Genomic DNA, 16505 nt, shown 5'->3' on the forward strand with positions numbered 1-16505 from the left:
AATTGTTTTATTTAAGAATTAGTGAGATCTTGTGCCAATTCTTTGATTTCTTTTAGAACTAATGTTCGTTTTTGTGCGTCAGATCTCTTCATACGCATCTCATGCCGTTCAACAATTAAATCAGCTGTATCTTGGATAGGATCTCCACCTTTTTTCAATTCTTGCTGGACTTCTATCCGCACTCTTGTTGCATTTTGCTGAAGAATTCGAATAGCAGGCTCTTTGGCGGCAAGTGTTGATTCTTTAGCTAATTCCGAAAAAAGTTCTAAAATTCTATTTTTAACTCCGATTCCTCGATCATTTCCGGCTTGAATAAAATCCTTGCATGACTGCTTAATTGGCTCTCTTATGGTTGCCGTAAGCTCACTTTTAACCGTAGATCTTAACTCATCTACAGCTTCTTTTCCGACTGTTTTTATTTGTTTTGCGAGCGCAGATATTCTGTCTTGCTGTGTTTGAAGGGTCTCGGCTTTCACTGATGCTCCTCCTTCTTTTTTAGCCCACGTACACAATTCAATAACCATTTGTTCAGTATCGCTTGCAAGCTCACCTGTTTTCCTGCGGATGTCTTTCAACAGTTTTTGTCCCCAAACTGCAGCCATAGGCTCCAGGAAATAGCCCGTAATATCATCAGGGAGGTTAATACTGCGCTGTCCATAAAAAGTCCCTCCTCTGCGAACAGCTGCTTGCAGAGTCCTCCAGTGTGCTCCTTTTAAACTCCTCAGATACTTTCCTACTTCTTCCTCAGCAACTTCACGAGCTTCAAACACCAGCGTTTCAATTTTTGCAGGAACCGTCTCATCCAGAAAATTACGAAAGGAAGACGCGCGAGCGCGATATTCCTCCTGCTTCTCAGCTAAAATTGGTTTTAAGGCTATTTCTAACCTTTCTGCATCCTCCGCAGCACGCGTCCTTTGCTCCCACTTCGATTCTATCAATTTCAATTCACTAATTAATGTCATCGCCAATCTTTTGCTAACTTCATTAATCGCATCAGCACGTATTAGCGCTTCATTTTCAGCAAACTTTTTAAGAGACGCCTGTAGATCTGGAATTCCTGTTTGATCAATATCTGTCAGAAAAGAACGATCGTCTTCGTCATCAGCCAAAATTTTTCTAAGCTCAGGAGCAGATACTGGATGTATCTCTAGAGAGTTGATAATATTATTTCTTGCTTGAGTCCTGGCCTCATTGACCGACTCATTGGATGAGCTGCCAATTCTTTCCAATTGCTCGACAATTTGTGATTTCATTCTTGGCTTGAACTCCTCTACTAGTTCTGCGAAAACCTCCCGTTTTTTTGGCTTTTTGGTTCCGGGTTCGATATTCGTTGACCTAATTTGCCATTCGGTTTGAGTAACATCATCAACTCTAGTTACTGCAATTAACATTGCACATGCGTCACTATCGGGATCATCTGATGCACCTACTAACCGCTCCCAGAAACCACTGCTCCGAATTAAATCCATCGTTGATTCTGTTGGGCCAGCCCTATCAACGGTCAAAACAACAGCTCTTGCTTTATCTCTGACATAGCTTTTCGTGACATCCCTATAAGAATCCTGAGCAATACCAACTCCAGGTAAATCCACCAAAATCACGCCTGCCTCTAAAAGGTCAGAAGGCCAACCCACTTCAATTTTTTCAATCAAAGGTGATAGAAAACCTGCAGCATGCGCCGACATTTCTTCTTGGAATCCCCTGGGATCATCACCCTCACACTTTTCATAAACACGCTCATCATCTGAGCACTGCATTATTTCTCTAACTCTTTCAATACGCTCTTGATCTTCCTCTTGAATGATTGAATTCCATTTAATGGTGTAGTTGCAGGCACTTCTAATTGCATCTACCAAGTACTCAAGACTTATATCGGTAAACTGTTTCCCGCTTACAATATTTTTTGCTTGCTTGATGTAGCCTTCTAAAGGGTCCTCTGCTGTATTGGATTCTTCATCCGTTGATGTTGCCTGTTCTAGAACTTCTGTTCTCTCCTCGCTTGTCAAATTGCTAGCCAGTTCTGATGTCTCGAACTGGGCATTCAATTCTTCTCCTTGGTTTGTATTGCTAGCTACTTCGGCTTTTTCAGATCGCCTTAATGCCTGAAGCCTAGTTTCGAGGGCAAATCCCAGTCGCCATAATTTTTTTTTAGGATGATATGTGACCCGAAACCTTTTTTCTGCGCTATACCTTACCTCGGTTGCTTGTGCAGTAAGAGGTCCGATGCCACCAGCAGGCAAAACCTGAAATTCACCAGCAGCAAGTGCATTAAGTAACGTACTTTTTCCTACACCTGAATTGCCTAGAAAACATATAGTCACGCCTTCCTCACCATCAAGCAAGTTTTTTAGTCGGCGTCTGTCAGCATCAATGGCTTCTAGTTTTTCAGGTGCATATTTTTCTAGAAATCTTTGCGCAGAACCTTCTAGCCATTCGAGCAGCGTGTTGGGACGCAAGCTTTCGAGATCTTGCGGCCAATGCGAAGTGTCAGGAATCCCTGCTTCACTCATAACCCTACGCTTAACAGTTCTGCACTAGCACAAAATACCGCAACATGCTGTCTATGGAATCACATCCGGCGCAGTTATCGGCTCAACGGTCGGCCAATATGCATATTTTGAATAGGTTTACGATTGTTCATGAATCTGTCTCAAAACGTTGAGGCGCAACAGCATGAACAAAAGCGGATTTTCTTTTTTATCGAATAAAGAGCAGCAAGCAAATTTTTTTGCTCAAAAAATGGATAAAGCTTGGTGCGAACATCATTCATTGCTGTTGGCTTGCTCCGGGCCGCTCCAGTCTGAGGCCCTCCTGATGTCGGGCCCCCGCTGGGCTCGGTCCCATCGCTGCGCCGCACCGGCGCCGATCACCATGGCACCCACCCACGTTGCTGCCGCTTTTGCCTCCCCCCAGGAGGATCCATTCCTGTTGCTGGAATCCACGCTCAAGGCGGTGGAGCGCATCCTGAGGCATGCCTCTCAGCAACCCCTGCAGCGCTGCTGGATTGATCACCCCTATGGAGAAGAGGAGCTCACCCGCCTGGAGGAGGAGGTGATCCCGGCGATCAGCCGCTGCCTGCAGCGCATTGATGAAATTGATCGTGCCCTGGAGCAGCAGCTGGAGGGGCCACGAGAACAGTCCCTGCAACGCCAAGCCAATGGAGGTTCGGATGGCGGCTGAGGGCTCCAGCACCCTCCAGATCCACTGTTCAGCGGTGCTGCTGCATCGAGCCGTTCACAACCGTTCCTTCTGCTCGGCTTGCAGCCATGCCATGGCTTCTGCAGGACTGATCGTTTCGCACTGTTTATCCAGCCAGCACATGCGCTGTTCCTCCCGCTCCTCCTCCATCGCCCGCTGCAGGTCCACGCGGGTGATCCGATAGCCGAGCTTGCGGCCCGCCAGGATCAGGGCATCGTTCGTGCGGCAGTGGCGCAGCAGCCAGCGGATCGAGGAATCCTGCTCGGCATCATCGACGAACCGCTCGAGTTCCTGCCTGCTCACAGAAGCTGCACCTCCACCTCCCGGGTGATCTGCAGCATGCCGTCAATCGAGGCAATGACCAGGTTCACTTCGCTACCAATCACGACCCTGCCGTTGCCTGCCGATCGGCCAAGCGACTCTGGAGCCAACGCTCAGGTGTGGACGTCTGGGCAGCTGAAGCTGGAGAACACTGCCATTCTTAGTCCAGCAGTCGGCTCCTGATGCATCACATCAAAAACAAAAAAGCCATCACGATTCACCTGTCAGATGAGCTCGCAACCATGATCGACCTGAAGCGCAAGGAGTGGGGATTGAGAAGTCGTGGCGATGTGCTTGAGCACCTACTGGGATGGATGGTGGAGACGACGGAAGCAGATGAATAAGGAGAAGATTGCACAGCTAACCCAACAACTTTTTGCTGTTTCTCAGCAATTGGAAGAGGAGATCCCAGGCAGAAGTTTTCTACCGAGTGGACAACAACTGGGCAACCTTGGAGAGGTTTTGGTCGCTGAAGCTTTCGGACTCAACCTCTGCAAGGCGATGACCAAAGGAATTGATGCCCATACATCGGACGGGCGAATGGTTCAGATCAAAACCGTGACGAGCCGAGCGGCTGGTGTGATGCTCTCCAAGCGTCGCCCCAGCCTGAACACTTACCTGATCGCAGTGCGCATCAATCCAGAAGGCACGTTCGACGTGATCTACAACGGTCTAGAAATCCATGCGTGGCTTGTTCGCCAGTCAGGAAAGCCTTTCGTCTCGATGCGTCCGCTGCTGAAAGCTGCTCAAGCCATCCCAGCGGACGAACAACTCCCCCGCTTGGATTGATGGCAGCAAAATCAACCTGGTCATCGCAATGTTGTCCAAGGTGGCTGATGGAGCAATCGACGTCATGCCATGGATCAACACTGACCGGCTGCTGAAGGTGGTGGCTTCCTGAGCGCTGAAGTCAGGCTTCAGCGTCAAGCAGCTCAAGCTCCACTTCACGCCCTTTCAACCTGTTGAGCATGTCGCGGCTGTGATCGATGGGAGATCCGTAGATCTCGAAGTCCATCTGGAACTGCGGCAGAACAGAGCGCAGACCACGGCGTTTCTGCCGTGCCAGATAACGATGAAAGCGGTTGAACGACCTTGATCGACTCATGGAAGCTCCTTCAATCGTGTTTCCGTTGTAAGGCTCCTCCAGGGGTGAGAACTGTGTTGAAACAAACCATCGAGAAAGCTTTTAATGCGCAAAAAAAAACGCCCCTCGAGGGGGCGCTGGCTTGCCGATCAGTGGCACCAGTTCAGCTGGTGGTAGCCACGCCCCGATCGGTGCAGGCGGCAGAGCTGCGAGCAATGGTCGGAGAAAGGTGGGCTGAAGTGTCGACACCGCGATAGGCGGTGACACGCAAATGGGCCAGTTGAGCCTCAGTGAGGCGTTGCTTGCGCTGGGTTGCGCGCTTGACGAGGTCGAGAGGTGACATCAACGTCTCCACAGTGTCCGGGTCCCCGTTGCATGACCCCGGATCGAACTGCACCTGCAAAGGGCAGGCCAACGATGTCTGTAATTTATCGAGGACGCTCAACGATCAGCGTGCTCAGCAGCACTGGGGCGGGTCCATCAGCAACACATTTTCAAGCGCAATTCGGCTTTCCCTACCGGCTCTGAGGCAAAAACCAGGCGTGCGCAGGCGCTGGAGGCCGCTGATCCTTCACCATCGCTGCGGTGACTGCAACGGTGGTGGCTGCAACGGTGGTGGCTGCATCAGATCAGAAGAGTCGTTCGTCAACGCTGGGTTTTGCTCAGCGGGCCTCAGTTCTTATTCGAGTGACTCCCACCTCCCAACCTGATGAAGGCTGATTGGAAAGAAGGCACCTGCAAAGCGCGGTGCTGCCAGGTGAGTCACAACAATGGGGGCAGGGGCGGTTGCCTCTGAATGCGTCTGAGAGGGTTGGCTGAGGGGCCGCCCTCTTTTCTTTGGCCGCCAGGACTGCGACTGATCAGCGCTGCTGTCGCGCGTCATCGAGGGCATCGAGCCGGATCGCCAGGCCCATCACGGTGGTGAGCAGCCCGGACAGCACCCCAAAAGCCCGGTCCTGACCGTCATCGCACTGGTCGCTCGTCCATGCTCCAGTGCTGCAGCCTGCAAACAGCAGAACAGCACAGGCCGCCGTCGCCACCACCACACCGGTGATCAACCGCTTCACCCAGTTACCGGTCATCGCGTCGCCTCCTTTGGTTGTTGGCCCTTGCCGGTCAACGCCGATGCGCATCAGCGCTGCAGCGGGCAAAAAAACGGGTGAGCGGGCAGGAGCAGGCCGACCTGCTCGATCACTTGATCCAGGCTTCCGCTGCAGAACCGGCCATGGATCACGGCTTTGAACAACGGGCCGGAGCCAAAGCGGGTCAGGTAGCAGCCCGGCCCCAGATCACTGAGCAGAGTCCGCAACACCCTGGCCGCCTTGAAGCGATTGGATCCACAACCCGAGCGCTCAAGGAACACCCGAATGCTGGGGTGACAGCCCCCAGGACGATCCGCAGGATCCACAGCAGCAGCCATCAGCCGATGGGCGATGACGCGTTCGGCAGAACGATCCAGGCGATGGGTGCTGATCGGCTGGGGGGAGATGGGGCGACGGGTCACGGCAACTCGCGGGCGAGAGCGAGCAGGTCCTCGGCCAGCAGCACCAGGGCCTGGGCCTGGATCGGACACGCACAGGCCGCAGCGCGAGCAAAGAGCTGGGCGATGGCGGTATGGGCCTGAGCGGCGGTCTTGATCGGGGTGTTCAGCATTGATCAGGGTTCGAATAGCAACAGGGTTCAACCAGCCGAGGCGGCCACGGCGCGGCGCATCTGGCAGACGAAATTTTTGGCGGTGCGGTGATCGGAGGCGGTCTTGGAGGTGACGACAGTGCTGCGACCGGGGCCACGGAACACAAGGTGCTTGCCGCTGGAGCGATGCAGGTGAAAGCCCTCCAAAGCAGCAATGTTGAGGATGTCGCGGATGGATTTGGTCATGGCTCAAGCAGGGAAACAACGAATGACACGGCCGTTGAAACGGCTGGCAGCGTGGTGAATTGCCTCGAGCGGGCCGCGAGCGGTCACGGTTTCGGTGAAGCAGGCGCCCCGGCGATCGAGGAGGGTGACGGCGCAGTGAGTCATCTCAAGCTGTAAGGGTTCGGATTCGAATTGGTTGCTGGCAACGCGATTGGGTCTGCAGGACGCCCTGACGGGAGGAACGGCGGCGAGACACCGTCGATGGCCAGAATCATCCTCTGAACACAGACTGACCAGAGAGGGGCCATGACGCAACGTTCTAACCTGAGAGTCGCCTGAGGGATCGAGCACCAGCGCCAGGCCACAGCACTATTGGTGTTCGAATCCGAACAGGTTGTCGGCAAAGCCGAAAGCGCCCGCATAGTCGAACAGCTGATACGGCACCAACTCCTCGCTCGGGTTCTGCAGGTCGATGGCATAGGCGTGACGCACCCCCGGTGCCAGCCAGAGGATGGTCTGGGCCGCCATCCCCTCGAGGCCCAGGCCATCGCCGGCGTAGGCGTCGGTTCCCATCATCGAGGCGCAGCGGATCCACTTGCCGGTGATCAGGGTGTCGTGGATGTGGCCGCTGATGCCGAAGTCGGCGTCGTGGTTCCCCAGCAGGCTCTGGATCTGGGTCTGGTTGGTGGGGTTGAAGCGACCCTGATCGCCGTGGATCAGCAGCATCCGCCACCCCTGAATCTCAGCGACGTAGCGATTCACCCCGAACTCACACGCCACATCGGAGCCCCGGTAGCGGGCCGCCAGATCAGCGTTGAGCAGGGCATCCCAGTTGTCGCTGGCCATGATGTGGGAGTGGCCCCGGTCGGCGTAGAGGCGGGCCTCGTTGCCGGCGATGCCCACCACCCGGATCGCCCCGAAGATCTCGCTCTCCCGCAGGTCGTCGATGAACTGAATGAGCAGATCCTTGCCGCGCATGTAGGTCAGCGCCGCAGCGGTCTCGCTGTTCAGCAGCTTGTCGTAGCGCTCCTTGCCGATCTTGCTGTCGAACAGATCGCCGGTCAGGGCCACCACCAGTTCTTCCGCGCCATGGGAGATGCCGTGGAACTTCGCCGCTTCTGCCAGGGTTTTGAAGCGCCTGCAGGCCACCTGGGAATCCCAGGTGTTGGCGTTGTCCCGCTGCTCCAGGCCGCGCACAACGCAGCCGAAGTGCACATCGGAGACCTGAACCACCAGCGAGCCACCCCGCAGCACCGGGGCAGCGGCGTGGGCCTGGCTGCCGTAATAGGCCTCAACCGCTTCCCCCACCTGATCGAGCCGAGCGAAGGCCTGGCGGCGGGCCTGGGCCTTGAGCTCCTCGCGGGCCGCAGCACGGCGGGCGCGGCGACCGTGGTTGCGCTCATCGCGGAGCCGCTGCTCCGCAGCATCCGGAGACAGGCCCGCCAGGGGATCGCTCACCACCTCATCGATCAAGGCGGCCTGACGCTCATGCCTGGCCCGTTTGAGCTTGTCGAGGTTGATCACTGGAGCACCTCCAGGATCAGGGCCTTGACCTCCTCGTTATCAGCGGCCTGGGCGAGGCTTTCGATGTGGTGCTCGAGCCGCTGAACCCGTTCGCGCAGCTGGGCGGCCTCGAGGGCGTAATCGTCACGGGTGCGGGTGACCGGTCGCCCCTCACGCACCTTGGCGGCAGCACGCCGGGCCCGCCCCTTGGCCAGCAGGCGGGTGACGATGCCGGTGGTGATCTCGGGGGTGAGGCCGGCGTCGAACTCCTCCTCCAGCAGCGTGAGCACCTCCTGCTGCTGCCGGTCGTTGGCGCAGAACAGGGCCTCGATTTCAAAAGCGGTGAGCTTGCGCAGCGGCGATTCGCTCGGACGCTGGAGAATCAGCATCAACGGCCGAACGAACTGGGTTGCGGTCTTGAGGCCGTGGCGTTCGAGAACAGCAATCGTTTCGGGGCTGTCGTAGCCGTTGGCGGCGGCCACCTCACGAATCATTTCGCCCAGACGCAGGTCAAGGGCGCTGATCTCGGTGGCGATGGTCCGCGGTCCCGTCGGGTCGAGCACCGAGGCGACGGGTGGAGCGAGCTTGGCGAGCATGTTGATCAGAAAATGCAGGACGGGTTCAACCAGCCAGCGGTGACTGACAATCCGGGGCGAGGGCGTTGAAGGCTTCAGTCACCCGCTGGCGCAGGCGGGGGAGATTGCGCCATTTCTGGGCCCAGGCGATGGAGCGGTTGTGGATCTCATCGGGGTGCAACCAACACCACTCCGCCGAGTAGGGGACCGCCTCCAGATAGATCTCAATCGCCGCCAGTTGCATGGCCGGCGTGCTGCCCGGGTCAAAACCCAGGGCCAGGCAACGGAGCCGGACTTTCAGCAGCAGCGCCCTGGGCGTCACGCCATCGGGCTTGTGGCGGGTGATGCGGCGATGGGCATGCCGAACGAGGATCGCCTCACGGTGCCTGCGGTAGTAGGCGGCCCCCCTAGCCATGGACGGGGGAGGCCACAGCCGGGCAACGGAGCCGAATCAGAGCGGGGGTCACGGAAGAGCAGCAACCCTTCAATCTATCTCGATTCGAATCCTTACAGGAATCAAAACGGCAGGGTCATCTGAACCCGGCCGCTGCCCAGGTCGGCCTCGGCAACGGCCATCCCAACCGCAGGCGCAGGCGCAGGCTCAGATGCGTCGCCCTCAACAGCACTGACCCGCCTGTGCTTCAGGGGTTCCGTTTTCTGGGCTTCAGCCTTGTGGGGTTCAGCCGTTTGGGGTTCAGCCTTGGGCAGCGCAACGTCATCCATCGCGAGCGCGGCCGCCTCCAGCACGCGCACGAGGGCCCGTTGGCGCTGCTCGATGGCACCGAGGCTCCCGCGGATGCTCCAGAACAGGGTGGATGCGTCATGGGGATTGGCGTCCCAGGCCTGGCGCACCGCAGCGAGATAGCCGCCGGTTCGATCGTCCTCGATCAGTTGGGGCCGTCCGTGCGCCCCGGGGGAGGCGATCTCATGCACAGCCTCGTTCAACGGAACCGGCGGACCGGAGCAGACCTGACGGCACTCCAGCCAGACGGCCAGCTCCACCTGCAACGCCTCGGCGATCTGCTGATCGCTGTGGCCGAGGGGAATGAACCCCCGGCCCTGCAACCAAAGCTCACGCACCCGGTGGCTGATCCGCAGCAGGTAGGTCTTGTCGCGGCAGTAATGCAGCAGCTCACCGCGGATCAGGCTCACCAGATAGGTGCTGGGCTTGTAGCCCAGGCCCGGATCAAAGCGATGGGCACCTTTGGCGAGGCCGATGTGGGCGGCACCGACCAGATCCTCGTAGGCGATGCCGGTGCGGCGGGAGAAGCGATGGGCCTCATGGCAGGCCAGACGAACGTGCTCTGCCGCGAAGGCCTGCTGCTGCTTGGTGAGCTTGAAGTCGAGGTGCCCCGCCATCACCGACCTATTGCGATACGAACTCAGACAGGGTACCCAGCTCAACCTTCTGCCCCTGCCCCGGACGGCTCGCCCGGATCCGGCAGACGGGGTTCCTCAGACCAGATAGACGTCGGCATGGCCGTAATGCCGCACCCGCTCGGTCAGGGCATCCACCTGCCTGGCCTGGGCCGCCAGATCGGAGCGGTCCACCGCGATGCCGTCGTCGCGGGTGATCACACCAACGTGGGCCTGAGTGACCCCCTCGTGCTCGGTGACCACGTCATCGCTCCAGACGATCCAGACCTTGCCGCGCGGCTTGCCCTTGCCGATGTAGCTGCTGCTCACCGCCAGGCGCAGCCGGTTGAACGGCCCCTCGGGCCAGGCCTCCTCGCCGGGAGGCGCGCCGAAGTAGCGGAACGGCTTCGGGCCGGTCTTGGCTTCCCTGCGGAGCCGGCGCTGATCAGCCACGAACGCCTTGCCCGCATCGGACTCCAGCCAGTGCCTGTGGCAGAGCCCGGAGGCGAAAGCGCGGCCATTGCCGGAGTCCTTGATCGGCTTGCCGCAGACACTGCAGGTGGGCTGTGGTGCCACCTCACCCCGCCGGCGGGCCCGCGTCCGGGCCATCCGTTCGGCAGGGGTCAGGGGCATCAGAACAGATCCGGCTGGCGCTGCCCCGATTTTGCCCAGGCGGGCAAGTCCAGCGGCTGGATCTGCTGGGGATAACCGCCGTAGCTGTCGGTGGCCAGGGCATGGCGCAGCGCGCTGGCGGCTTGCTGGACCTTCTCCATCCCGGCGCTCAGAAAGGCAGGGCTCGCCTGGTACAGCGCGATGCCATGGGGACGCTTGCGCTCGATCGCGCAGAAGATGAACTGCACGTTCGCGTTCTGGAATGCCCTGGCCACCAGGTCGCAATAAAAGGCCGCCTGCAGGTGGTAACCGAGGTTGAACGCCTTCTTCATGAAGGCATCAGGGCTGGCGTCGTCAGTGGTCTTCAGGTCCAGGATCAGCCACCCCTCGGCGGTCTTCTCCAGCCGGTCGATCCGGCCCTTGATCGGCAGTCCGTAGGGGTTGTGCCCCTGATCGACATAAATGCTGATCTCATTGGCCTTGCGGTAGTTGCTGCGGCCCGGGTCAAACCAGCAGCCCGCCACGGCATGGCTGCGCAGGGCCTCGGCCATGCCGTTGACGAGCGCGAAGTCCTCCTTCGCGAGGCCGGTGCGCTGGTCCACCGGCTTGCCATCGGGATACAGCAGGGCCTCGAGGTCGGCCTTCCTGGCCCCCTTGGGAATCTCCACCTGCTCCTGCGCCAGGGCCGCCTTGAGCTCGGCAACGCTGAGCGGCTTGGCGGCCTGGGAGCGGTCGTAGAAGCGGCCATCGAAGGCCTCGGGCTCCAGGACCTTGGCGTGGAGTGCGGTGCCGATGATCATCGCGGCGCTCGGAAAGCTGGGCTCGGCGTTGGGGCCGTAGCGGGCCAGCCAGTGCGCCGGTGAGCGGAGAACCTCTTTGAGTTCGGACTGGCTGCGGCCTTGGGCACGCCGGTAGTCCCGGTCGGGCTGGTGGTAGCGGACCTCGCAGCCTTCTCCGATCAGCAGCTTGGACATCGATCCAGATTCAGTGACTCAAGCTACCCGGGACAGCTTGTTGAACATGAAAAAAGGGGCCCGCAGGCCCCTTTCCTTCCGTGGTGGACACCCTTGTCTGGCGGGTCCGGTTCCGAGGTTGTCAGGCCTGGCCAGCGTTGGCGCGCCCCGCTGTGATCCTCCAGATCAAGCTACCCGGGTCAGGATTTGGACATCCCAGAACTGCTGCTTTGAGCGGACCCAGCGGAAGCTGATCACCGGGATCACCGTCACCCGGTCGTCCCGCCAGCAGCCGCGGAAGCCGCTTGTCTTGTCGGGGAGCCCGGCATCCAGGATCGATCCGATCAGGTTGTCGGCATCGCAGCGACCGGGGCCGTGGGCTTCAACGTGAAGCTCGAACTGGTCGAGGGTCTCCAGCCCATGGGCCTCCCAGAACATCCGCAGCAGCTGGCGGGCCTGCTGCTTCCACTGCCGGTAGCTGGCGGGGAGGTAGCTGCGGCCCTTGCCGAAGCGGGGCCTGGCCTTGCTCATCAGCGGCAGATCCAGGCGAATCTTGATCTCTCGGGTTTCCATGCCGAAGGGTTCCGGCCCTCCCGCTGGCCCGGGGCATCGCGCAGGGGCAGGCCAGCAAAGGGGCCACGGCCGATCTCCTGCAGCAGGTGATCGGGCAGCTGGGCGTCGAGGGCAGCGGCGATCGAGATCGCGAGGCGGCAGCCCTCGCTGCTGCTGCTGAGCACGTAGAGGCCATCGCCGCGATCCCTGAGGACACCGCGCTGCACCAGATCGATAAGGGTGTGCTGCACCACCCGATCGAGTTGGCTCGCCTCGCCGTCGCCGCGGCGAAGGTCATCGGGATGGACGTGACAGCCGAGGGAAGCGGTCACCTCCGAAGCGCGCACGGCGGCCCGGAGCAGAAGAACCGCAAAGACAAAGGGACGGACCCGGGCCGGGTTGATCCGCGGGGTCTCCTCGAACAGGACCGCGCCGAACATTTCACCCAGGCCGGCCAGATCGTCATTCACGAGCGACAGGGTCACGATTCGAATCCGTACAGAACGACAGGACAAAGAAAAACGAGAAGAGGGCTCAGCTGAGCCCCACGTTGATTCGCCTGAGCGCTCAGAACGGAACCTCGCCAAAGCTGGCGGCGGCAGCGGCATCGGCTTTTCTGCCGGCGAATTCGATGGCGTGGGCCTTCACATCCAGAGCCAGGCCCGGGGTGCCGTCCTTCTTGGCGTACGGCCGCTGAATCAGCTGCCCGTAGACCACCACAGAGGAGCCTTTGGCCAGAACAGTGCTGAGGCGCTCCGCCTCCCGGCCCCAGACCTCGACGTCGTACCACTGGGGCGGCGCATCGCCGGTCTTGGAATAGATGAAGCCCTTGTCAGCCACCGAAAAACTCAGCACCTGGGAGGCACCGGCCTGACGGAGCTCAGGCGCCCGGCCGATGTTTCCATGAATAGACAGATTGGCCATGATTAGTTCGAATCGAGACAGGGTCAAGCTACCCGGATCGGCCGGAGGCCTGCCAGGTTCCGAATCGCATGGATCGCCTGCTGCTCGATCTGCTGCACGCGGGAGCGACTGAGGCCCACCTGCCTGGCGATGGCGGCATGGCGCACCACCCCCTTGCCCAGATAGCGCTTGCTCAGCACCGTCCGCTCCACATCACTGAGGAACTCCATCGCCTCATGGACCCGCTCGAGCTGCTCATCGGCCTCGGCGCTGGCGGGGTCGGCCACGCTGTCGATCAGCGTGCCGCCCTCCTCCTCGAGGCGCCCAACCCTGGCGTCCAGGCTGAGGGCATCGGTCTTCAATGCCGCGTCGAGCCAGTGGGCCAGGCTCGTCGCGGTCGGGACGTGCTTGCGGGTGAGGCGGAGCTCATCGACCAGCTGCTGAGCGGTGGGAATCGGCTCCCCCAGCGCCCTGGCCCTGCAGATGATCGCGCTGGCGGCCTTGATGATGTGGAAGCTGTTGGCCGGAATCCGGACCAGACGCTCCTCGTCGGTCAGGTAGTCGCGCAGGCCCTTGTGAATCCAGGCGGCGGCGTAGGTGCTGAAGGTCGTACCCCGCGCAGGGGAGTACTTCTCCGCAGCCCGCACCAGGTTCATGGCGGCGGTCTGCAGGGCATCGATCACACCGGGGTGCTGCACCGGCAGCTTGAGCGAATAGCTGTTGCGCCAGATGTGAACGACCAGCCGCAGGTTGTGACGCACCAGCTTGTCGCGGGCCGCCTGGCCCTTGATCCGCACCCGCATCGGGGCGGCATCGGGACCGGCGGGATGGCCCTGCCAGGCCTGGACCGCAGCGGCCAGGGCGGTGGTGGTGGCCTGATCGAGCCGCTCAAAGCGACCCATCTGCTGGAAGAAGAACTCGAGTGACGTTGCAGCAGCCATAGCAATTGGGTTGTTTGGGTCAAAAGTCGAACAGGATCAGCTCAGACCGAAACGCGTTCAGAGCAGAAAGCCTTCAGCGTCAGCCAGCGCCCGGAAGAGGCTGTGCCGGAGCTGAGCCACCAGCCGCTCCTGGGTGGAGAAGTGCAGCAGGTCCCAGAGCTCAAGCAGCTCCCCATGGCCCTGCCAAATGTCGGCGTTCTCGATGCTGTTCGGGGTGATGGTCACCACCTGCTCGAGCTCCTCCACCGGCAGATGGGCGCAGAGAAACTGCAACAGCAGGCGCTCGGTCGGCAGAACGCCTGCCGCACCGCCGGCGCGTTGACCGGGACGGTGAGCGGGGCGCACCAGGCAAGAGGGGGGCGTGATGGTCATGGCCAGGGGGGCAGCGCAAGGGACTGAGGGCTGGCTGGTGGGAGAGCGAGAAGGCCACCCATCCATCCTGTTCGGATACGTACAGCATGACCCCGTTGCACTTCGTCTCGCAACAGATCTGGCTGAATCTTTCCTGAGAACACAACACCCCCAGGACCGAAGCCCTGAGGGTGCGAGGTCAGCTTGAAATCGGCTTCACCAGTCCTCGGGGGCAGGGGCAGGGGCGAATTTCTGATTGAGCTTGGTGATCTCGGCCTGGCTCTTGGCTTGCATCGTCGCGATGCCCTTGACGATGTCCCCCTGAATCAAGCCGAGGATTCCTTCGATGGCGTGGGTGGTCAGCCCCAGCTCGAGGCCGACGGCCTTGAGGTCATCAGCGGTCGGACTCGCCGGCGGCTCGACCACCGTCCCGCCGGTGGCCTTGGCCAGCTGTTCGGCGGCCGCCTCAGCAGCAGGTGCCTGGGGCTGCGGCTTCTGCTGCGGTTGCGGCTTCCGCTTGGGGGCCGACGTGGGCGATTCAGCGGCAAGGGCGGGGGCCGCCTCGGGCGTGCCCTGGCCCAATGCTTCCGCAGCGGCGAGTCCGGCCTGGTCCATCTCGTCGGCACTGGCAATGCCTGCGATCACATCGGAGAAGCCGCGCCGCAGCGCCAAGGTCGTCGTGGCCTTGGCGAGCATCGTTTCCGGGAACTTCTGCCACATCGGTCCGCCTTGCCGATACGCCTCAAAGCGACAGCTGGCGGTGAAGGGATAGTCCGCCCCCTTGCGGTAAACGCGAACCAGGCAGGCCACCGGCGGCTTCGGGCTGAGCCAGACCTCCGTTGCCTGGCCTGCGTTGTCATAGAAGAGCACCTCCATCCCGTTCAACTCACGGGTGGCGTTGGCCAGCTTCAGGTAGCCGTCGATTCCGGTCTGAATCGACAGCGTTCCGCCGCGGCTCACGGCGTAGATCTCCTTGCGCAGGGGATCGAGCCCGGAGCTGATGCAGACGGCCTCGAAGTGGGCCTGATCGGCTGGACTCAGGCCCTTCGCGACCGTTGCAAACACCAGCTTTTTCTGCTGATCGGTCCAGGGGGCGGGGGTGGTGCTCAAGGTGAATGCCGTGGCTTCATCAGGCTACCCGGGTCAGCCTGCACCCCAAAAACATGCCCAAAAAAAGGGGGCCTCAGCCCCCTTCCCGGGTCAACCCCGCTCGCTCCGCCTCACTTCGCCACGATCTCGATCAGCTCGCTCTCGCTGATGGTCTCGTCCAACAGCACGGCCACCGCCTTGGTGATGGCCGGCCAGGCCTCGGCGACCTCATCAGCGCTGTAGTCATCCAGGCCGGAGAGAACCGCGACCAACTTCAGCTTCTGGCTGTTGGTGCCAGACCAGGCCGAATCGATGATCTTCACGGCATCGCGGAAGCGCACATCACGCTCCTCCAGCAGAGCCTCGAACCAGTGGCCCAGTTCCGCGGCGACCGATCCCCACCGGGCGGCCGCAACGGGATCATCCCCGGGAAGATCCAGCTTCAGATAGCCCAGATAAATCATCATCAGATCGCCGGCATTGATCGGGCGACCGCTGTCCGGGTGAAGCACCGGGACGTAACGCTCAAGGCACTGCTCGATCTTGACGGTGGTCTGGGCGGTTCCCATCGCCTTGAACTGACCCCGTCGATCGTTGTGGAACGCCCAGGCGCATTCGTTGATCCGGCCGAGGGCGTCGAGGCTCTTGACGCCAAGCATGCGCATCTTGGCGTTGCGGAGGTGACTCAGCTGGGAGGTGTGCAGACATCCCGGTTCATTCGTCGCCCAGTCCGCCAGGGCCGCCATCTCCGGGTGGGAGATGTTGGCCAGAACATGGGTGAGCACCTTGGTGAAATAGGCGCGGCCAGCCTCCCTGCGTTCTTCTCCCGAGAGAGGGCCTGCGGAGGTCATCGGCGGCGCGGTGGCGGTTGCGTTGGCCATCTGTTGTCTAGCGAGGGGTGCAGCGGTGGGAGGTCCGAAAAAAGTTGGCTTGCAAGCGAGCGGGCGTGGTCTGCGGGTTGTAACGGTTGCAATCCTGTCGAACCAGCTTGTCCGAATCCTTACCCATACAAGTTAGCTGCCCCTGTGCTGTTTCTGATAATTGGCTGAGACGGGTGCACGGCACGGGTCCGGCGGCCGGAGACGACGGAAGAAGATCTCCTGTTCCCCAATGGATTCAAGCCAAGACCAGGCGGTCGAGCGGCCCGCGCCTGGCGATGGATGGCAATCCGAACCCTGACAGACCCTGCGGTTGATCCTGATCGCATGAG

At 60.4% G+C, this 16505-nt stretch carries 26 protein-coding genes; 3 read left to right on the forward strand and 23 right to left on the reverse strand.

What is annotated here, in order from left to right; genetic code table 11:
• Nucleotides 1–11: 11 nt before the first annotated feature.
• Complete coding sequence (locus SynRS9907_RS09020) at nt 12–2510, reverse strand: dynamin family protein (RefSeq protein ID WP_188020750.1); 2499 nt, start codon at nt 2508–2510, stop codon at nt 12–14.
• Nucleotides 2511–2814: 304 nt separating this feature from the next.
• Here SynRS9907_RS09020 and SynRS9907_RS09025 point away from each other — a divergent pair, with 304 nt between their 5' ends.
• The gene (locus tag SynRS9907_RS09025; protein ID WP_255445851.1) at nt 2815–3180 is read left to right on the forward strand and encodes a hypothetical protein; all 366 of its coding nucleotides are present in this window, start codon (nt 2815–2817) and stop codon (nt 3178–3180) included.
• A gap of 54 nt (nt 3181–3234) precedes the next feature.
• Here SynRS9907_RS09025 and SynRS9907_RS09030 read toward each other — a convergent pair whose 3' ends face one another.
• Together SynRS9907_RS09030 and SynRS9907_RS14070 are read right to left on the reverse strand one after the other, a co-directional pair.
• Nucleotides 3235–3501, reverse strand: coding sequence for a Nif11-like leader peptide family natural product precursor (locus SynRS9907_RS09030; RefSeq protein WP_188020751.1), 267 nt, complete (start codon nt 3499–3501; stop codon nt 3235–3237).
• Nucleotides 3498–3629, reverse strand: coding sequence for a hypothetical protein (locus tag SynRS9907_RS14070; RefSeq protein WP_255445852.1), 132 nt, complete (start codon nt 3627–3629; stop codon nt 3498–3500). The genes SynRS9907_RS09030 and SynRS9907_RS14070 overlap by 4 nt, the downstream gene beginning before the upstream one ends.
• A gap of 72 nt (nt 3630–3701) precedes the next feature.
• Here SynRS9907_RS14070 and SynRS9907_RS09035 point away from each other — a divergent pair, with 72 nt between their 5' ends.
• Nucleotides 3702–3863 (forward strand): hypothetical protein, encoded by a 162-nt coding sequence (locus SynRS9907_RS09035; RefSeq protein ID WP_188020752.1) that lies wholly within the window; start codon nt 3702–3704, stop codon nt 3861–3863.
• On the forward strand, nt 3856–4308 hold the full coding sequence (locus SynRS9907_RS09040) for a hypothetical protein (RefSeq protein ID WP_188020753.1): 453 nt from the start codon (nt 3856–3858) through the stop codon (nt 4306–4308). Before SynRS9907_RS09035 ends, SynRS9907_RS09040 begins: the two co-directional genes overlap by 8 nt.
• A gap of 121 nt (nt 4309–4429) precedes the next feature.
• Here the strand turns inward: SynRS9907_RS09040 and SynRS9907_RS09045 are convergent, their stop codons facing one another.
• The 20 genes from SynRS9907_RS09045 to SynRS9907_RS09140 all read right to left on the reverse strand — a co-directional run bounded on the left by SynRS9907_RS09045 (nt 4430) and on the right by SynRS9907_RS09140 (nt 16176).
• A complete protein-coding gene (locus SynRS9907_RS09045) occupies nt 4430–4624 on the reverse strand; it encodes a hypothetical protein (RefSeq protein WP_186514748.1) in 195 nt (64 codons plus the stop codon).
• Between the two features lie 142 nt (nt 4625–4766).
• The gene (locus SynRS9907_RS09050; RefSeq protein WP_255445853.1) at nt 4767–4946 is read right to left on the reverse strand and encodes a hypothetical protein; all 180 of its coding nucleotides are present in this window, start codon (nt 4944–4946) and stop codon (nt 4767–4769) included.
• Nucleotides 4947–5463: 517 nt separating this feature from the next.
• Nucleotides 5464–5736, reverse strand: coding sequence for a hypothetical protein (locus SynRS9907_RS09055; RefSeq protein WP_188020754.1), 273 nt, complete (start codon nt 5734–5736; stop codon nt 5464–5466).
• Nucleotides 5736–6107, reverse strand: coding sequence for a hypothetical protein (locus SynRS9907_RS09060; protein WP_188020755.1), 372 nt, complete (start codon nt 6105–6107; stop codon nt 5736–5738). The genes SynRS9907_RS09055 and SynRS9907_RS09060 overlap by 1 nt, the downstream gene beginning before the upstream one ends.
• A complete protein-coding gene (locus SynRS9907_RS09065) occupies nt 6104–6256 on the reverse strand; it encodes a hypothetical protein (RefSeq protein ID WP_188020756.1) in 153 nt (50 codons plus the stop codon). Before SynRS9907_RS09065 ends, SynRS9907_RS09060 begins: the two co-directional genes overlap by 4 nt.
• A 27-nt stretch (nt 6257–6283) precedes the next feature.
• Nucleotides 6284–6481 (reverse strand): type II toxin-antitoxin system HicA family toxin, encoded by a 198-nt coding sequence (locus SynRS9907_RS09070; protein ID WP_188020757.1) that lies wholly within the window; start codon nt 6479–6481, stop codon nt 6284–6286.
• Nucleotides 6482–6484: 3 nt separating this feature from the next.
• Nucleotides 6485–6625, reverse strand: a complete 141-nt coding sequence (locus SynRS9907_RS09075; RefSeq protein ID WP_188020758.1) for a hypothetical protein — start codon at nt 6623–6625, stop codon at nt 6485–6487.
• 204 nt (nt 6626–6829) lie between these two features.
• Complete coding sequence (locus SynRS9907_RS09080) at nt 6830–7984, reverse strand: hypothetical protein (protein ID WP_188020759.1); 1155 nt, start codon at nt 7982–7984, stop codon at nt 6830–6832.
• A complete protein-coding gene (locus SynRS9907_RS09085; protein ID WP_188020760.1) occupies nt 7981–8559 on the reverse strand; it encodes a hypothetical protein in 579 nt (192 codons plus the stop codon). Before SynRS9907_RS09085 ends, SynRS9907_RS09080 begins: the two co-directional genes overlap by 4 nt.
• Nucleotides 8560–8584: 25 nt before the next feature.
• Nucleotides 8585–8953 (reverse strand): hypothetical protein, encoded by a 369-nt coding sequence (locus SynRS9907_RS09090; protein WP_188020761.1) that lies wholly within the window; start codon nt 8951–8953, stop codon nt 8585–8587.
• Nucleotides 8954–9054: 101 nt separating this feature from the next.
• Nucleotides 9055–9897 (reverse strand): sigma factor, encoded by an 843-nt coding sequence (locus tag SynRS9907_RS09095; protein WP_188020762.1) that lies wholly within the window; start codon nt 9895–9897, stop codon nt 9055–9057.
• A gap of 96 nt (nt 9898–9993) precedes the next feature.
• The gene (locus SynRS9907_RS09100) at nt 9994–10527 is read right to left on the reverse strand and encodes a hypothetical protein (protein WP_188020763.1); all 534 of its coding nucleotides are present in this window, start codon (nt 10525–10527) and stop codon (nt 9994–9996) included.
• Nucleotides 10527–11480, reverse strand: a complete 954-nt coding sequence (locus tag SynRS9907_RS09105; protein ID WP_188020764.1) for a PD-(D/E)XK nuclease-like domain-containing protein — start codon at nt 11478–11480, stop codon at nt 10527–10529. Before SynRS9907_RS09105 ends, SynRS9907_RS09100 begins: the two co-directional genes overlap by 1 nt.
• Nucleotides 11481–11645: 165 nt before the next feature.
• Entirely contained in the window at nt 11646–11990 is a 345-nt protein-coding gene (locus SynRS9907_RS09110; protein ID WP_223157655.1) for a RusA family crossover junction endodeoxyribonuclease, read from the reverse strand.
• Nucleotides 11990–12496, reverse strand: coding sequence for a hypothetical protein (locus SynRS9907_RS09115; RefSeq protein ID WP_188020766.1), 507 nt, complete (start codon nt 12494–12496; stop codon nt 11990–11992). The genes SynRS9907_RS09110 and SynRS9907_RS09115 overlap by 1 nt, the downstream gene beginning before the upstream one ends.
• A gap of 82 nt (nt 12497–12578) precedes the next feature.
• Complete coding sequence (locus tag SynRS9907_RS09120) at nt 12579–12935, reverse strand: single-stranded DNA-binding protein (protein ID WP_188020767.1); 357 nt, start codon at nt 12933–12935, stop codon at nt 12579–12581.
• A gap of 23 nt (nt 12936–12958) precedes the next feature.
• On the reverse strand, nt 12959–13855 hold the full coding sequence (locus SynRS9907_RS09125; protein ID WP_188020768.1) for a sigma-70 family RNA polymerase sigma factor: 897 nt from the start codon (nt 13853–13855) through the stop codon (nt 12959–12961).
• A 57-nt stretch (nt 13856–13912) separates the two neighbouring features.
• Entirely contained in the window at nt 13913–14227 is a 315-nt protein-coding gene (locus SynRS9907_RS09130) for a hypothetical protein (protein ID WP_188020769.1), read from the reverse strand.
• 195 nt (nt 14228–14422) lie between these two features.
• Nucleotides 14423–15316: a recombinase RecT gene (locus SynRS9907_RS09135; RefSeq protein WP_188020770.1), complete on the reverse strand. Its 894-nt coding sequence runs from the start codon at nt 15314–15316 to the stop codon at nt 14423–14425.
• Between the two features lie 110 nt (nt 15317–15426).
• Complete coding sequence (locus SynRS9907_RS09140) at nt 15427–16176, reverse strand: hypothetical protein (RefSeq protein ID WP_188020771.1); 750 nt, start codon at nt 16174–16176, stop codon at nt 15427–15429.
• Between the last annotated feature and the right edge of the window lie 329 nt (nt 16177–16505).

Origin of the sequence: Synechococcus sp. RS9907, assembly GCF_014279615.1 — a bacterium.
Lineage (GTDB): Bacteria > Cyanobacteriota > Cyanobacteriia > PCC-6307 > Cyanobiaceae > Parasynechococcus.

Excerpts from the sequence above, each read along its gene's own strand:
- SynRS9907_RS09020 (WP_188020750.1), bottom strand. The coding sequence starts at position 2,510 with ATGAGTGAAGCAGGGATTCCTGACACTTCGCATTGGCCGCAAGATCTC.
- SynRS9907_RS09025 (WP_255445851.1), top strand. The coding sequence starts at position 2,815 with ATGTCGGGCCCCCGCTGGGCTCGGTCCCATCGCTGCGCCGCACCGGCG.
- SynRS9907_RS09035 (WP_188020752.1), top strand. The coding sequence starts at position 3,702 with ATGCATCACATCAAAAACAAAAAAGCCATCACGATTCACCTGTCAGAT.
- SynRS9907_RS09040 (WP_188020753.1), top strand. The coding sequence starts at position 3,856 with ATGAATAAGGAGAAGATTGCACAGCTAACCCAACAACTTTTTGCTGTT.
- SynRS9907_RS09045 (WP_186514748.1), bottom strand. The coding sequence starts at position 4,624 with ATGAGTCGATCAAGGTCGTTCAACCGCTTTCATCGTTATCTGGCACGG.
- SynRS9907_RS09050 (WP_255445853.1), bottom strand. The coding sequence starts at position 4,946 with ATGTCACCTCTCGACCTCGTCAAGCGCGCAACCCAGCGCAAGCAACGC.
- SynRS9907_RS09055 (WP_188020754.1), bottom strand. The coding sequence starts at position 5,736 with ATGCGCATCGGCGTTGACCGGCAAGGGCCAACAACCAAAGGAGGCGAC.
- SynRS9907_RS09065 (WP_188020756.1), bottom strand. The coding sequence starts at position 6,256 with ATGCTGAACACCCCGATCAAGACCGCCGCTCAGGCCCATACCGCCATC.
- SynRS9907_RS09070 (WP_188020757.1), bottom strand. The coding sequence starts at position 6,481 with ATGACCAAATCCATCCGCGACATCCTCAACATTGCTGCTTTGGAGGGC.
- SynRS9907_RS09075 (WP_188020758.1), bottom strand. The coding sequence starts at position 6,625 with ATGACTCACTGCGCCGTCACCCTCCTCGATCGCCGGGGCGCCTGCTTC.
- SynRS9907_RS09085 (WP_188020760.1), bottom strand. The coding sequence starts at position 8,559 with ATGCTCGCCAAGCTCGCTCCACCCGTCGCCTCGGTGCTCGACCCGACG.
- SynRS9907_RS09090 (WP_188020761.1), bottom strand. The coding sequence starts at position 8,953 with ATGGCTAGGGGGGCCGCCTACTACCGCAGGCACCGTGAGGCGATCCTC.
- SynRS9907_RS09095 (WP_188020762.1), bottom strand. The coding sequence starts at position 9,897 with ATGGCGGGGCACCTCGACTTCAAGCTCACCAAGCAGCAGCAGGCCTTC.
- SynRS9907_RS09100 (WP_188020763.1), bottom strand. The coding sequence starts at position 10,527 with ATGCCCCTGACCCCTGCCGAACGGATGGCCCGGACGCGGGCCCGCCGG.
- SynRS9907_RS09105 (WP_188020764.1), bottom strand. The coding sequence starts at position 11,480 with ATGTCCAAGCTGCTGATCGGAGAAGGCTGCGAGGTCCGCTACCACCAG.
- SynRS9907_RS09110 (WP_223157655.1), bottom strand. The coding sequence starts at position 11,990 with ATGAGCAAGGCCAGGCCCCGCTTCGGCAAGGGCCGCAGCTACCTCCCC.
- SynRS9907_RS09120 (WP_188020767.1), bottom strand. The coding sequence starts at position 12,935 with ATGGCCAATCTGTCTATTCATGGAAACATCGGCCGGGCGCCTGAGCTC.
- SynRS9907_RS09125 (WP_188020768.1), bottom strand. The coding sequence starts at position 13,855 with ATGGCTGCTGCAACGTCACTCGAGTTCTTCTTCCAGCAGATGGGTCGC.
- SynRS9907_RS09130 (WP_188020769.1), bottom strand. The coding sequence starts at position 14,227 with ATGACCATCACGCCCCCCTCTTGCCTGGTGCGCCCCGCTCACCGTCCC.
- SynRS9907_RS09140 (WP_188020771.1), bottom strand. The coding sequence starts at position 16,176 with ATGGCCAACGCAACCGCCACCGCGCCGCCGATGACCTCCGCAGGCCCT.